The organism is Promicromonospora sp. NPDC057488, from assembly GCF_042802395.1.
Classification (GTDB): Bacteria; Actinomycetota; Actinomycetes; order Actinomycetales; family Cellulomonadaceae; genus Promicromonospora.
Genome location: NZ_JBHVEG010000038.1, coordinates 1 through 15,078, shown reverse-complemented (window position 1 = coordinate 15,078; position 15,078 = coordinate 1). Strand labels below are relative to the sequence as shown.

The window sequence follows — 15,078 nt, the reverse complement described above, 5'->3', positions numbered from 1 at the left end:
CGGCAGAAATGCCAGGCCGGAGGGTCTTTTTCGTTGCCTAGAGTTCTCCCTCGCCAGTCACCAGAGGGACTAATTGAGGGACTAACGTCTCCCCGAGTAGGAACCCCAAGAGGTTGCGCGCTCCATCACGCGCGGGTCGGTGAAGACTACTGTGGTGCTGCCGGACAAGTGGAGGACGCCGCCATGGACGCTGACTACGACTGGGCAACCTGATCGTGCAGGTAGTGATCGCGCTCGCAGTGGCGTCACGCCGCCCGCAGCGGGCGACGAGCCGCGGCGGTCGAACGTGTTTCTGATCGGTGGCTACGCAGGGAGCGGCAAGTCCGAACTCGCTCGCGTGCTCTCCCGGCTCACCGGTGCCGCCATCATCGACAAGGACACGATCACGCGCCCCGTCGTCGAGCGGCTCCTTAAGGATCTGGACCGCCCCGCGCACGACCGTGAGTCGCAGACCTACCTTGAGCAGGTCCGGCCCCACGAGTACGAAGCTCTGCTCGCAACGATCCAGGAGAACGCGGATATGGGCGTGGGAGTGATCGCCACAGCACCCTTCATCCGGGAGTTCCACGACAGCGCATGGATCGAGCGGATGAGCACTCGCCTCGACGCGGCAGGGGTGGGCCTGACCGTGGTCTGGGTCCGCTGCGACGCCACCACGATGCACACCTACCTCAAGCGCCGAGGGGCCGCCCGCGACACAGGAAAGCTTGTGGACTGGAACGACTACATCGCGGGGATCGACCTGGAGTTCAAGCCAGCGGCAGACCACGTCATCATCGACAACTCCGCGTCCAGCGAGCCCTTGCAGAGCCAGGCATCCAAGATGCTCGCGACGATCGCGGCAGCAGCATGACCACGCGTCCACCGAGCGCGGCCCAGGCGATCCGCGATTCCCGGCTCCTAGCGATCCTTCGCGGCCCGGACGTCGACCGCCTTGCCGACGTCGCGGAAGTGCTGGTGTCCCAGGGCATCCGGGCGCTGGAGTTCCCGATCGCCCGACCCGAGGTGCTGTCAGTGGTGACAAAGATCGCCAACCGCCTTGGAGACACCGCGTGGCTCGGCGCCGGCACAGTACGGAACGTGGCCGATGCGCAGCGCGCGATCGATGCGGGAGCGGCCTTCCTGGTCGCTCCGAGCATGTCCATGGAGGTGGTCGACTATGCCCGGGAACGTGGCATCGGGTTCGTGCCTGGCGTCTTCACGCCGAGCGAGATCGATGCGGCCACCCAGGCAGGGGCCGAGGTGGTCAAGCTCTTCCCGGCGAGCTCACACAGTCCGAGATTCATTCGCCAGCTCCTGCCACCCCTACCGGACGCCGGAATCATGCCAACCGGCACGATCACGCGTGAGGATGCCCGCGAATGGCTCGATGCCGGGGCGGTCGCCCTCGGCGTCGGCTCTGACCTCGTCGGCGACAGCATGAGAACCGGCGACTACGACGCGGCCCGGACCTCGGCACGCGAGTGGCTGAAGATTGTCGCTGACACCGTGTAGCCCTACTTGTCGCGCCGCATGCAAGCAGCAGTACCGAGTGAGGCCCACACCCGTGTTGGGTGTGGGCCTCACTCGTCAGCACGTGCGGATCGCGAGTGCGATCTTGTGGCAACCGCCGTGGCCGGAACCATGGCGGCAACACTGCGGACTGCTACTGCGGGTCCGTTGTCATCTCAACGAGCTGTAGCACTAGCGCGGAAGCAGCGATCGCAACTTCCGCACTTCCGTGGAGATCCCAAACGATCGCAGTAACCACTCCAGCAAGTACAACAAGGTGCACACGAAACTTGCGACGATGTTCATTGCCTGGTTCTACGCTTAGACTCACAACGTTCCTCTCTGTCGATGACTCCTTCGATGACTCTTCGAGATACGAGGACACCCGACCCCACCTGCGCCAACAGGTGGGGTCGCCTCGTTGCAGGCAATGCTGCCATGCGTCACCGACCGTTACGCAGTGCCGAATCCGTTACGCACCTGGCGCGCAGGTCTACAGGGGTGGCAGTCGCGGCTTCCGGCGATAAAACACCAGGTCAGGGCGTCGAGCGGCTAGCATCTGCCAGCCCAAAAAAGATCCGGAAAAATTGACCAAACCAGTCCACCCGTGTCCAGGTCAGCGGTCATGTGAGACTCCGGGTCACACAAGTTCGCGTTGGCAACAGAGCGTGCGACGGCTCACCGCCGCTTGACTGCGCTGGCCCATACCCAGACGAAGCCCTCACGGCCTCATGATCGGCGTAACTGACCCATACCTGATCCGCAGTCCAGGCCACGGCATCGGCCTTAGTCCAGTAGTGCCCAGGGGTTCGATGCCAAAGCCACACCCAGACCACTACAGGAGGATCGGGGTAGTAGGCCACGTGAGACGCCCGCGCTTGGGCGGGCGCGCCCTCAGCAAGGTCCCAACTCGGCACAGGCTTCGCGCTCGGGGTGTACACGGCATTGAAGCGCCCCGGCCCGGATCTGAGACAGCCGACCGCCAGGGCGACCGGGGCCGGCCTCACGGAGCAGCCCTCCGGGAATCTGCGGGACGGTCGCCTCGGCCGGGAACTGCCGTCGGCCGGTTCGGCCGGGACCTGCGGGGCGGTCGGCTCGACCGGAACCTGCTGCGATGGCGGCCCGTCGAGGCTGATCTCGGCTCACGACGCCGTTCACCGGCACCGGCCGCAAGCCGACTGGAACCAGGCGACACGCAAGCCGAGGTTCGGCAGCTTCCGCACTCGTCGGATCGGATCGCAACCGCTGCCAGTACGTTCTGCTGTGGGCAGATCGGGTCGGTTCAGCGAGCGGTACGAACGGGTGTGCCATATGTTGATGGCATGACGCGAACCGGTGGAGTGCCAGAACGAGCAGGCAAGCAGCCTGCTCGATCGGTGCTGCCCGGGAGCGGGCCGGGACTGCCTGGCGGGTCCACGCTGCCCGGGGGTGCCGGGTCGTCGAGGGCCGCCGGTGCGTTCGGTGCCGCCGGTACGTCCGTGATTGGCGGAGCCGTCGACGTCGCGGGGGTGCGGGCGGTGCGGAAGGCCCTCGCAGGCATGATTCTGCCCGGTGCCACTGACACTCCCGCGCCCTCGCCGGGGCTGGTGCCGGGGCAGGTGCAGGCCGAGTGGGTGGACCTGCTCGGCGAACTGGAAGCCGTGAAGAACGCCATCACCGCGACCCAGGCCCGGCTGGCGATCGCGCTGGACGAGGCCACCCGCGCCGACGAGGCCCGGCAGAGCATCCGGGCCGAGCGGCGTGGACGGGGCGTGCCCAACCAGGTCGGCGCCGCCCTCCGGGTCAGCCCGCACGCGGGTGCCGGGTTCGTGACCACGTCGAGGGTCTGGGTGACCCAGATGCCCCACACCTTCGCCGCCCTGCAGTCCGGGGTGCTCTCCCAGTGGCGGGCCACCCTCCTGGTGCGAGAGACCTCGCACCTGTCCGTGGAGCACCGTGCCCTGATCGACGAGGAGATCTGCGGACCCGCACACCTGGCCGAGTTGGCCCGGATGGCTACCCGCCGTCTCGTGGCACGGATCAAGGAACTGGCCGCACAGCTGGATGTGCACGCGTGCGTGAAGCGCAACGCGAAGGCTGTCACGGAGCGGCGCGTTTCGATCCGTCCGACACCGGACCTGATGGTCTACCTGACCGCACTGGTCCCGATGGCGCAGGGTGTGCAGGCCTACGCCGAGCTCAAGACCTACGCCGAGACCACCAAGGCCACGGGCGACGAGCGTGGGGTCGGGCAGATCATGGCCGACACCCTCATCGAACGGGCCACCGGTCGCGAGGCCGGCCGCGCGAACGATGTGCCGGTCACGATCAACCTCCTGGTCTCCGACGACACCCTCCTCGCCGGCGGCAACCAGCCCGGTGTGGTGGTCGAGGGCGCACCGGCAGGTGCGGGAGTGGTCCCGGCACCGGTCGCGAGGAACCTCGCCGCGCACGCGATCGACACCGACACGGCGTGGCTGCGCAGCATCTACGTGAACCCGCACGGCCGGCTGCTGGCGACGACGTCGACGTCCCGGTTCCACCCGCAGGGCCTGTCGAGCCTGCTGCGGGCCAGGGAGCAGGGCATCTGCGCCACTACCTGGTGCGACGCACCCGTGCGCCACCTGGACCACGTCACCCCACACGCCGAGGGCGGACCGACCAGCCTCGACAACGGCCAGGGCCTGTGCGCGAGATGCAATCACGCCAAGCAGGCACCGGGCTGGTCGCAGAAGACCACCCACCTCAACGGCCTGCACGCCGTCGAGACGATCACCCCGACCGGGCACACCTATGTCGCGGTCGCGCCCACACCACCGACACCAGCCAGGACCAGCGACAAGACACTGGTTCGCAATGCGGACTCCGAAGGAGCAGCACCTGACTGCTCGCCAGTAGCCGGTCAGACGGGGCGAGACGTCGGCTCGGCCCCCGCCCGAAACACGGCCGCACCCGGTGACGGGCACGCGTCGGCGACCGGTGAGCCCCGTGTCGGCCAGGACACGACCCCGGCCCGCGAGCGCACCACGACTCCACCCTGGACCCCGGCGGTCGGCATGACCGGCCCCGCACCCGGCCGCACCCCACGCAGCCGCTACTCGATCGGCTGCCACACCAGCCCAACCCACGGCACGATCGCCTACCGACCGAGCCCACCGCCCCGCCAGCCACGCCCGACCCACCAACCCTCCGACCGGCCACGAGGCCGGTCCCGCCGACCCGACCTCTCCTGGACCCACCCCATCTGAACCCGCGCCCACGACCTGGTGCCTCCACCCCGGCCGGATGCAAGACTGATCGCCTACCCAGGAGTCCGATCCCAGGAGGCGTCCGATGAACCCGTACGTTCTGATCGGCGGTGGACTGACGACCGCCCGTGCCGCGGAAGCGCTGCGCAAGGAGGGGTACCGCGGCGACCTGGTGGTCGTCACGAGCGAGCCCCATCACCCGTACGAGCGCCCGCCGCTGAGCAAGGACTACCTGCGGGGCGAGGCCGAGCGCGACGCCGTCTTCCCGCTGGACCAGGCCTGGTACCGCGAGCACGAGGTCACCGTCCGCACCAACGAGACCGTCGTCGGGCTGAACCCGGACGAGCACACCCTGACGCTCTCCGACGGCGCGACCCTCCCCTTCGCGAAGCTGCTCCTCGCGCCCGGGTCGACGCCGCGCCCGCTCGACGTCACCGGCACCGACCTCGCCGGCGTGCACTACCTGCGCACCATCGACGACTCCGACCGTATCTCCAGCATGCTGCTCGAAGCGTCGCTGGAGGGCGTCGGCCGGGTCGCCGTCGTCGGCGACGGCTGGATCGGGCTCGAGGTCGCGGCGTCGGCCCGGACCCTCGGGCTGGACGTCACGATCGTGGGCCGCGGGACGCACCCCCTGGGGCGCGTGCTCGGACCCGAGATGGGCGACTTCTACGCGGGCGTGCACGCCGAGCACGACGTCCGCCTGCTGCGCCGCACCTCCGTCACCGGACTGCAGGGCGCGGAGGGCCGGGTCACCGGCGTCGACCTGTCCGACGGGACCCGGATCGGGGCCGACGTCGTGGTGGTCGGCGTCGGCGCCACCCCGAACATCGGGCTCGCGGAGGTCGCCGGGCTGGACCTGCGGCCCGCCTCGGAGGGCGGCGGCATCGTCGTGGACGGCACGCTCACGACGTCGCACCCCGACATCTTCGCGGCGGGCGACGTCGCCAGCATCCCCTCGCCCCACTACGGACGCCCCCTGCGGGTGGAGCACTGGGCGACCGCCGAGCGGACCGGCGCGCACGCCGGACGCGCGATGCTCGGCGCCACCGACCCGTTCGACCGGCTGCCCTACTTCTACAGCGACCAGTACGACGTCGGCATGGAGTACACCGGCTGGGTGGACGTGCCCGGCGGGTACGACGACGTGGTGGTCTCCGGCGACCTGAGCGCCCGGGAGTTCGTGGCGTTCTGGCTGCTCGACGGCCAGGTCGTGGCCGGGATGGCCGTCAACGTGTGGGAACAGATGGACCGTGTGGAGGAACTGATCAGGTCTCGGAGGAAGGTCCCGCGCGAGGAGCTGGACGCCTTCGTGAGCTGACGCCCCGGTGGGACGATCTCGGGGTGCCACCACTCCCCCGGGTCCTGACGCTCGCCGCCGTCTCCGTGCTGGTCCTGGCCGGATGCACGCCGTCCGCCGATGTGCCGCCCGCCGAGGTGACCTCGGCGGCCGACGCCGTCCGTGAGCTCCCCGGCGTCGACGACGTCGCGGTCACCCGGACCACCAGCGCGGCCGAGCCCGTCCAGGGCAACTTCGGACAGCGGAGCGAGCCGAAGCCGAGCACCGTGAGCGTCGAGGTCGCCCTGGCGGGGACGCTCGAACCGCGCGCCGCGGGCCAGGCCGCCGGGGAGGCCCACCGCCTCCTGGTCGCCGCGGCGGGGCGGGTGGACGACCGGGAGAACATCACCGTGGCGTCGAGCTTCGTCGGCGGACCGGGGCTGGGCGTCAGCACCGGACCCGACACGACGTCGGAGGTCGTGGCCGACGCCGTGGAGGACGGCTTCGGCCTCCTCGCGGCGGGAGCCACCACCGTGGGTCTCGGCCTCGGCGGTCGGGGCGACGGTTCGTGGGACGACGACCCGATCGCCGCGACGGCCCACGTGTCCGCCACGACCCGCGACGACCTCGTCGGACTCGCTCAGGCGGCGGAGGAGCTGGAACGCGGCGTGGAGCTCGAGGCTCCCGGCGTCCACTACCGGGCCGCGACGCGCGTGCCCGACGTCGACGCCGTCCGGCTGCTCGTCGCCGCGGCGGGCCGGCCCGGTGTCGTGGACGCCACCTACCTCTCCCAGGAGCAGCGGATCAACCTCCGGTCCGACGCCGAGGCAGGGTCGCAGAGCCTCGCTGACCTGCACGGATGGCTCGAGACCCAGGACTTCGCGACGGCAGACCACCCGCTCGCCTACACGGTCATGGATGCCGCGTACGCCGAGACGACCGGCTGGGTGTCCGGCGTGGAACCCGCCTCGTACACGCCCCACACCCTCGACCCGTTCGGCGACGCCGAACCCTGGGCCGATGACCCCTCCGCCCCGGACTGCGCCGGTCCTGACCTGGAGGTCACGTTCGGCGTCGTGGACTCGGCGGCGGGCACCCGGGGCGCGTCGGTCCAGGCCACCAACGTGTCGGGCGGGCCGTGCGCCGTCGAGAACGTGCCCGACCTCGTCTTCGAGAACGAGGCCGGGCAGCCCCAGCAGGACGTCACGGTCGAGCCCTACGAGCCGGGCGTGGTGCCCGGCCGCGTGGTCGTGCCCGACGGCGGGACGGTGCTCGCCCCCCTGCTCTGGCGCGCCATGTCGACGACCAACGACCCGGACACGACCACGACGGTCCAGGTCACCGCGGTCCCGGGCGCCGACCCGGTACCGCTCGACGTGACGACGGACGGAACCCCCGCGACGGGGCTCGACGTCCTCGACGGCGCCGAGATCCGCGTGGGCCCCTGGACGCAGGGCCGATGAGCTGTCAGGCGCCGCACGCCTCCTGCAGCGCCGCGCCGAGCTGGTCGCCGTCCTTGCCGCCGCCGACGTAGAGCGTGCCGGGCAGCCGGACCGAGGACTCGCGCTCGACGCCGAGCGTCCGCAGCGTCACGGGCACCTCGTCGAACTCGTACCAGACGGAGGAGGAGTCCTGGACGCTGCCCCGCTGCGGGTCCACGATCCACATCGTGACCTCACGCCCCGGCGGAAGCACGACCTGGCCGGAGGCGTCGGCGGGCGCGGCGCCGTCTGCGGACGAGACCGTGGTGTCGTCCGCCGGATCATCGCTCAGCGCCTCGAACCGGAACACCTCCGGATCGGAGCTGATCACCGTGACCGGCCACCGCGTCGGGTTGCGCACCGTCTGCCCCACGACCACGTCGTCGCTGGTGCCGTAGACCGCCAGGGCCATCTTGGGAAGGCAGTCCGGGAACGTCATGCCCGCGCTCAGGGTGACGCCCTCCGCGACGATCCGGGCGTTACGGGCCGCGTACTGCCAGACGCCGATGCCGGCGACGAGCGCCACCACCACGACGGCCACGCCCACGATCCAGGCCGTACGCCGGCCAGCCGCATCCACCATCCGCACAGGATAGGGGGCATGACGAAGCCGGCCGGGCCGACTGGCCCGACCGGCTTCGACCAGGATCAGCCCCGACGCTCGCGTACGGCCTTGGCCAGGTCGCGGAGCAGGTCCTCCGTGGTCTCCCAGTCCATGCACTTGTCGGTGACCGACTGACCGTAGGTCAGCTCCGACAGCGGGCCGGGCTGCTGCGCGCCGGCCTCCAGGAAGCTCTCCATCATGAGGCCCGTGATGCCGTGCTCGCCGTCGGCGATGCGGTTGGCGATCTCGTGCACGACGCCAGCCTGGCGCACGTGGTCCTTGCCCGAGTTGGCGTGGCTCGCATCGACGATCACGCCGGTCTCCACGGCCCCGCCGAGGCCGGAGCCGCGGGTCACGCGCAGGGCGGCGGCGACGTCCTCGGCCGAGTAGTTGGGGCCGGAGCGGCCGCCGCGCAGGATCACGTGGCAGTCCGGGTTGCCGGTCGTCTCGACGGCGGCGGCGCGGCCCTCGGCGTCGGCCCCGAAGAAGGTGTGCTCGCTCGCGGCGGTGATGCAGCCGTCGACGGCGATCTGCACGTCGCCGTCGGTCGCGTTCTTGAACCCGACCGGCATCGACAGGCCCGAGGCGAGCTGGCGGTGCACCTGCGACTCGACGTTGCGGGCACCGATGGCGCCCCAGGTCACGGCGTCGGCGATGTACTGCGGGCTGGTGGGCTCCAGGAACTCGGTCGCGGCCGGCACCCCGGCGTCGAGCACCCCGAGCAGCACCTCGCGGGCCAGGTTGAGGCCGTGGCGCACGTCGTGCGAGCCGTCCAGGTGCGGGTCGTTGATGAGGCCCTTCCAGCCCACGGTGGTGCGCGGCTTCTCGAAGTACACGCGCATCACGACGACGAGGTCGTCGGAGAGCTCGCGCCGGAGCGCGGCGAGCCGTCCGGCGTACTCCAGCGCGGCGGCCGGGTCGTGCACCGAGCACGGGCCGACGATCGTCAGGAGACGGTCGTCCTCGCCGGTCAGGACGTCACGCACCTCGCGGCGGGACGTCGTCACGAGGTCGCTGCGGGCGGTGCCGAGCGGCATCGCCTCGAGCAGGCCACGCGGGGCGGGCAGCGGGTCGAGCGCGCGGATGCGCAGGTCGGAGGTGCGGGTACCGAGGTCGGTCGTCGCCTCGGTGCTGGGTTCCGCAGGGGTGATGCTCATCGGGATCGGGGCTCCAAGTTGGCGGGGTCTGGTTCGAGGAACCGGACGGCCCGCCACCGACTCCTGTCCGGAGCGGCCCGTCTCGGTAAAGACGAAGGGCCTGGACGCGATCGGCGTCCCAGGCCCTGGCTCCGGGTGGAAAGTTGGTCAGGCGTGCGCCCGCCGAGCTCCACCAGGAGCCGACGTAAAGCGCCAATACCAACGGATGTCCACGGCCAAAACGGTAGCCGCACCCCTGGCGGCTGTCTACCGGATCTTAGGATGCGGTCGATCACACACGTGCGTACCGCTCCACGAACGCCCGCATGATGCGCAGCGGCTCCGTGACCTCGACGGCGAGGCAGCGCTCCCGCACCGCCTCCGCCTCCTCGGGCGGGAAGTAGCCGTAGTCGCGGTAGACGGCGATCCGCTGGTCGATGCCCTGGCCGTCGAGCTCGGGGTGGAACTGCGTGGCGTACAGGTTCTGCTTGATCCGGAACATCTGGACCGGGCAGCCGGCCGACGACGCGAGCAGCACGGCGTGGTCGGGCAGCTTGCGCACCGCCTCCTTGTGGCCGACGTACGCGGCGAACGACGCCGGGAGCCCGGCCAGCAGCGGGTCGTCCGCGGCGTCCGGGGTGAGCTCGATGGTCACTGGCCCGACCGGCTCGGCGTAGGTCGCGTCGATCACCGCGCCCTGGTGCGCCCCGAGGGTGCCGACGCCGTAGCAGGCGCCCAGGAACGGGAAGTCGCGCGCCACGATCTCGTCGAGCAGCCCGGACAGCTCGGCCTCGACCCGCCGCTGCGCGGGACCCTTCAGCTCCGCGGGGTCCGAGGAGTTGAAGGGTCCCCCGCCGACGAGGACGCCCGAGTAGTCGTCCAGGTCGACCGGCGGCAGCGGGTCGCGCTCGAGGCGCACCCGGTGCAGCTGCTCCGGTTCGAGGCCGCCGTACCGGCGGAACGCCTCGTGCTCACCGTCCGCGGCGAGGTCCTCCGCGCGCGTCGCGAGCAGCAGAAACGGCTTCATGACACGAGCGTAGGGGACCCCTGACCAGCGGTCACGTCCAGCGGAAGAGCTTGACGCCGAGCGGGAAGAGCACCACTGTCCAGCCGACCAGGACGAGCACCTGCGCGAGCGGGAAGCCCTCGGTGCCGAACCAGCCGGCGGTGAGCCCCTGGGCCGCCGCGCCGAGCGGCAGGTAGAGGCCGATCGTCTCCATCCAGTCCGGCATGACGGACAGGGGGACCCACACACCGGAGAACATCAGGGACGGGAAGTAGAGGAGCATGCCCAGCCCGGACGCCGTCGCGCCCTTCTCGGCCCGCGCTGCGACGAGCAGCCCGAGCGAGAACATGGCGGACGTCGACAGCACGAGCACGAGCAGCACCGTCAGCGGGTCGGCCGCGAACGGGACCCCGAGCACCACCATGCTGCCGACCACGGCCGCGCAGGTGGACACGATGAGCGCCAGCACGTTGATCACCAGGTGCGCGCCGATCAGGTTCTGCGGCGGCATCGGCGTGGTCGAGAGCCGCTTGAGGATGCCCTTCTCGCGGAAGGTCGCGAACTGCACCGGCATGGTGGTCAGCGCGATGGTCCCCACCGCGAGCGCGATGATGGTCGGCAGGTAGCTGGTCACGCCGGGCGCCTCGTTCCAGGGCGGCGGCGCGTCGGTCATCGGCTTGGAGAAGTCGGGGATGGCCAGCCCGAGGCCGAGCAGCAGCAGGCTGGGGAAGACGAGCGCGAAGAACACCGCGGTCGGCTCCCGCAGCCACACCTTGAGCTCGGTGGCGAACAGCGTGCCGAAACCCCGGGCCTTGATCCCGCCCCGCGGGGCGACAGCGGTCGCGACGGCGGTCATGCCGCCACCTCCTCGTTCTCCACGGCCCGGTACGCGCGACCGGTGACCTGCACGAACACGTCCTCCAGGGTGCGCTCGACGGTCCGCACGTCGTCGGGGACGACGTCGGCGGCCGCGAGCGCCTGCACGACGGCGAACAGCACCTTGCGGGTGCCGGTCACCTCGATCTCGTCCCCGGCCGGGACGACGCCGACGACGTCGGGGTCCCGCTCGGAGAGCGCGGTGAGCAGCCGGGCCGCGCGGGCGCGGGCGACGTCGTCGGCGATCCGGAGCCGGACGCCGCGGTGGCCCTCGAGCCCCTCGATCAGGGCGGCGGGCGTGCCCTCGGCGACGACGCGGCCGGCGTCGATGACGACGAGCCGGTCGCAGAGCCGTTCGGCCTCGTCCATGAAGTGGGTGACCAGCAGCACGGTGACGCCGGAGTCGCGGACCCGTTCGACGAGGTCCCAGGTGGCGCGCCGGGCGGCGGGGTCGAGCCCGGTGGTGAGCTCGTCGAGGATCGCCACCTGGGGCCTGCCCACCAGGGCGAGCGCGATGGAGAGCCGTTGCTTCTGGCCCCCGGAGAGCTTGCCGAACTGCTGGTCGCGGTGGGCGGTCAGGTCGAGCAGGTCGAGGAGCTCGGCCGGGTCCGCCCGCTGCGGGTAGAAGGAGCCGAAGACGTCGAGCGCCTCGCCGACGGTGATCTTGTCGTGCAGGGCGGCCTCCTGGAGCTGCACGCCCACGTGCTCACGGACGGCGGCGGGGTCGGCCTGGGGGTCGTGGCCCAGCACCCGGACGCTGCCGCCGTCGGCGTGCCGCAGTCCGGCGAGGCACTCGACGGTGGTGGTCTTGCCGGCCCCGTTGGGGCCGAGGATCCCGAAGATCTCGCCGCGCGCCACCTGGAAGGACACGTCGGCGACGGCGGTCTTGGGGGCGGCGCCGCGGCCGGCGCCGGGATAGGTCTTGCGGAGGTTGCGGACTTCGACGACTGGGGACGTCATGGTCGCTCCTTCAAGATCGTGGGGGGTGGGTCAGGCGGGGCGCACCGGGACGGTGCGGAGCAGGGCGCGGAGCACGACGGCGGCGATCACGACGGCGAGGGCGGCACCGCCGAGGCCGATCAGCATGGTCGCGAGGCCCTCGCCCGGCGGTACCTCGGCGTGCTCGATGTCGGGCACGAGCTGGATGTTGGCGATGGCGCCGATGACGCCGGTCCGGGTGGCGACGTCCGCGAGCACCGCGGGCAGGGCGAGCGGGACGATCAGGAGCGTGCCCCAGGCCCCGGCGTGGCTGAAGCCGGTGCCGATGCAGGCGCCCACCAGGATGTAGGTGACGAGCACGAGGGCCTCGGCGACGGTGGTGCCGAGCACGGCCAGGGGCGAGTCGAAGGGCAGCGCCCCGAGGCGGCGCCAGGTCATGCCGAGCGACGTGCTCAGCAGGCGTTCGCCGAGCAGCGCGAGCGTGGTCACGACGCCGAGCCCGCCGCCGACGACGAGCGCGCCGCGCAGCACGCCGTCGAACAGGGACCGGCGGCTGCCGCCGGCGGACACGTGGAGGGCGAGGATCCCGGAGGAGGCCACGACGCCGAGCCAGATCATGGGCCAGCGCGCCGCGCCGAGCGTCGCGTCGAGCGCGCTGATCTCCAGGTCGTTGCCGGCGGCGGCGTTGCCGACGCTGATCCCGACGGCGTAGAGCGCGTAGACGCCCCAGAACCAGATGCCGATGGTGAAGCCCGAGACGCGGAGCCTCCGGGCCACGCCGGCGACGCCCCGCAGGTGCCCGGCCCGGGCGAGCCGGGTGCGGCTCATCGCGGTCTCCTCGATGGTCGGTGTTGTCATCGTCGTCCTCCTCAGAGGGATGGCCGCAGGTGGACGGTCCGGACAGGCGCGCTGAACAGCCAGGCCGCCAGGGCGACCGCGACGGCGCCGCCCGCCAGCCCGAGCAGGGTGCCGGGCAGGTTCTCCGGCCCCACGACCAGTGCGGTGACGCCGGTGTGGGTGGACAGGTCGGCCAGGGCCGCCGGGACGAGCGCGGCGAGCACGTAGAGGGAGCCCCGCACCACGCCGAACCGGTAGTAGCCGGCCGAGACCGCGGCCCCGGCCAGGTAGTAGGTGGCGGCGACGAGCGCCTCGGACAGCACCGTCAGCGCGACGCCGGCGACGCCGTCCACCGGCAGCCCGAACTCGCGGACCCAGGGCTGGTCGAGCGCGGCGAACAGCGCACGCTCGCCGAGCAGGTAGAGCGCCGTGACGAGCCCGATCAGCACGCCGCTGACGAGGGCGCCCTGGACGGTGCCGACCGCGAGGGACCGGCGGGTGCCGCCGGCCGCGACGTGCAGCCGGAGGTAGGCCGCCGGGATGATGATGCCGAGCACCAGCAGGAACCAGCGGGACGGGCCGCCCATCTGGGCGTCGAGGACGCCCTGGTCCAGGCCGGAGCCGAACCGGTCGTTGCCGATGATGACCGCGGCCGCCACGACCACGAAGATCGCCCAGTACCACGCGCCGATCGTGACGACGACGCGGACCGTGACGCCGGCCGTCCTCCGGGCGCCGCGCTGGTCGGCCTCGCGGGCCAGGGCCGTCACCGCGCTCATGACGGCACGTTCCCGGAGCCGGTGAGGCGCACGAAGAGGTCCTGCACCGGCACGGTGCCGACCTCGACGCCCGCCTCGCGCGCGGCGGCCCGCTCGGCGTCCTCGAGCGCGCCCTCCAGCGTGACCTGCACGGTCGCGCCGAGCTGCTGGCGGTGCAGCACGCGGCGTCCCCCCGCGAGGCGCTCGACGGCGTCCTTGGTGCCGGTGAGGCTGAACCCGCGCGCCCGCATATCGTCCGCGGACTCGGCCAGGAGCACGCGCCCCCGGTCGATCACGACGACGTCCTCGAACAGCCGCTCGACCTCCTCGACCAGGTGGCTGGACAGCAGGATCGTGCGGGGGTGTTCGGCGTAGTCGGCGAGGAGCTCGTCGTAGAACGCGTACCGCGTGGGGGCGTCCATGCCGAGGTAGACCTCGTCGAAGATGGTCAGCGGCGCGCGCGTGGCCAGGCCGATGCTGGCCCCGACCGCGGACCGCTTGCCGCGCGACAGCGCCGACGGGTTCTTGCGGACGTTGACCTCGAACAGGTCGAGCAGGCGCTCGGCCGTCTCCGCGCTCCAGTCCGGCCGCATGTCGGCGTAGTACTTGAGCGAGGTGGAGACCTTCTCGTCGGTCATCAGGTCGCCGCTCTCGCGGACGAGCTGCGTGCCGGAGGTGATCCACGGGTTCTCCCACGGGTCCTCCTGCGCGCCCTCGGGCCCGACCAGGACGCTGCCGCTCGTCGGGCGGGTGAACGCCGCCAGCAGCGAGAGCATCGTCGTCTTGCCGGCACCGTTGCGGCCCAGGACACCGGTGATGGCGCCGGGGCGGATCGTGAGCGAGGCGCCGTCGAGCGCCGTGCTCGCCTCGTCCCGGACCATGGTGCCGTTCTGCAGCACCCGGTGGCTCCTGCCGAAGTGGACGACGACGTCGTCCAGGCGGGCCCCGAAAGGTGCGGTCGTCGTCATGACTCCTCCGTCTTCTTCTTGCCGGCGCCCAGGACGTAGGCGACGACGTCCTCGGTCGGGATGCCGAGGATGTCCGCCTGCTGCAGCGCGGGCGCCAGGACCTCCTCGAAGTAGCGCTTGCGGTGGTCCGCGAGCAGACGCTCCCGCGCCTGCGGCGCGACGAACATCCCCAGACCACGGCGCTTGTAGAGCACGCCCTCCTCGACCAGACCGGCGAATGCCTTCTGGGCGGTGGCCGGGTTGATGCGGAACGTCGTCGCGAACTGTGTGGTGGACATGACCTGTTCCTCCTCTTTCAGCTCACCGGCGAGTACCTGTGCACGGATCATCTGCGCGATCTGGATGTAGATCGGCTCGGGCCCGTCGAACACCGGCTCACCCCCTCCGTTGGTTCGTTACTCGACTAATGAACCATAGAACCAGGTGGGCGCGCAAGGGGGAAACACAAGAGGGGCGGGACGGACCGTGGTCCGTCC

General features: G+C 71.3%; 14 protein-coding genes. 5 read left to right on the top strand and 9 right to left on the bottom strand.

What is annotated here, in order from left to right:
* Positions 1-154: 154 nt before the first annotated feature.
* The 5 genes from ACFU5G_RS10465 (at position 155) to ACFU5G_RS10445 (ending at position 7,460) form a co-directional block, all read left to right on the top strand.
* Positions 155-853 carry an AAA family ATPase gene (locus ACFU5G_RS10465; protein WP_377243426.1) on the top strand — a complete coding sequence of 233 codons (699 nt, stop codon included), beginning with the start codon at positions 155-157 and terminating at the stop codon, positions 851-853.
* Complete coding sequence (locus ACFU5G_RS10460) at positions 850-1,494, top strand: bifunctional 4-hydroxy-2-oxoglutarate aldolase/2-dehydro-3-deoxy-phosphogluconate aldolase (RefSeq protein ID WP_377243423.1); 645 nt, start codon at positions 850-852, stop codon at positions 1,492-1,494. The genes ACFU5G_RS10465 and ACFU5G_RS10460 overlap by 4 nt, the downstream gene beginning before the upstream one ends.
* 1,535 nt (positions 1,495-3,029) lie before the next feature.
* Positions 3,030-4,718 carry a DUF222 domain-containing protein gene (locus ACFU5G_RS10455; protein ID WP_377243420.1) on the top strand — a complete coding sequence of 563 codons (1,689 nt, stop codon included), beginning with the start codon at positions 3,030-3,032 and terminating at the stop codon, positions 4,716-4,718.
* An 85-nt stretch (positions 4,719-4,803) separates the two neighbouring features.
* Entirely contained in the window at positions 4,804-6,039 is a 1,236-nt protein-coding gene (locus tag ACFU5G_RS10450; protein ID WP_377243417.1) for an NAD(P)/FAD-dependent oxidoreductase, read from the top strand.
* Positions 6,040-6,062: 23 nt separating this feature from the next.
* Positions 6,063-7,460, top strand: coding sequence for a DUF4232 domain-containing protein (locus ACFU5G_RS10445; protein ID WP_377243414.1), 1,398 nt, complete (start codon positions 6,063-6,065; stop codon positions 7,458-7,460).
* 4 nt (positions 7,461-7,464) lie between these two features.
* Here ACFU5G_RS10445 and ACFU5G_RS10440 read toward each other — a convergent pair whose 3' ends face one another.
* The 9 genes from ACFU5G_RS10440 to ACFU5G_RS10400 form a co-directional block, all read right to left on the bottom strand.
* Positions 7,465-8,061, bottom strand: a complete 597-nt coding sequence (locus ACFU5G_RS10440; protein ID WP_377243411.1) for a hypothetical protein — start codon at positions 8,059-8,061, stop codon at positions 7,465-7,467.
* A 65-nt stretch (positions 8,062-8,126) separates the two neighbouring features.
* Positions 8,127-9,239 (bottom strand): 3-deoxy-7-phosphoheptulonate synthase, encoded by a 1,113-nt coding sequence (locus ACFU5G_RS10435; RefSeq protein ID WP_377243409.1) that lies wholly within the window; start codon positions 9,237-9,239, stop codon positions 8,127-8,129.
* 271 nt (positions 9,240-9,510) lie between these two features.
* Positions 9,511-10,245 carry a glutamine amidotransferase gene (locus ACFU5G_RS10430; RefSeq protein ID WP_377243406.1) on the bottom strand — a complete coding sequence of 245 codons (735 nt, stop codon included), beginning with the start codon at positions 10,243-10,245 and terminating at the stop codon, positions 9,511-9,513.
* Positions 10,246-10,276: 31 nt separating this feature from the next.
* The gene (locus ACFU5G_RS10425) at positions 10,277-11,080 is read right to left on the bottom strand and encodes an ABC transporter permease (RefSeq protein ID WP_377243403.1); all 804 of its coding nucleotides are present in this window, start codon (positions 11,078-11,080) and stop codon (positions 10,277-10,279) included.
* Positions 11,077-12,060, bottom strand: a complete 984-nt coding sequence (locus ACFU5G_RS10420) for an ABC transporter ATP-binding protein (RefSeq protein ID WP_377243400.1) — start codon at positions 12,058-12,060, stop codon at positions 11,077-11,079. Before ACFU5G_RS10420 ends, ACFU5G_RS10425 begins: the two co-directional genes overlap by 4 nt.
* Before the next feature lie 30 nt (positions 12,061-12,090).
* A complete protein-coding gene (locus ACFU5G_RS10415) occupies positions 12,091-12,897 on the bottom strand; it encodes a hypothetical protein (RefSeq protein WP_377243397.1) in 807 nt (268 codons plus the stop codon).
* A gap of 11 nt (positions 12,898-12,908) precedes the next feature.
* Positions 12,909-13,655, bottom strand: a complete 747-nt coding sequence (locus ACFU5G_RS10410) for a hypothetical protein (RefSeq protein WP_377243394.1) — start codon at positions 13,653-13,655, stop codon at positions 12,909-12,911.
* Entirely contained in the window at positions 13,652-14,602 is a 951-nt protein-coding gene (locus ACFU5G_RS10405) for an ATP-binding cassette domain-containing protein (protein ID WP_377243391.1), read from the bottom strand. Before ACFU5G_RS10405 ends, ACFU5G_RS10410 begins: the two co-directional genes overlap by 4 nt.
* A complete protein-coding gene (locus ACFU5G_RS10400) occupies positions 14,599-14,973 on the bottom strand; it encodes a GntR family transcriptional regulator (protein WP_142040690.1) in 375 nt (124 codons plus the stop codon). The genes ACFU5G_RS10405 and ACFU5G_RS10400 overlap by 4 nt, the downstream gene beginning before the upstream one ends.
* Between the last annotated feature and the right edge of the window lie 105 nt (positions 14,974-15,078).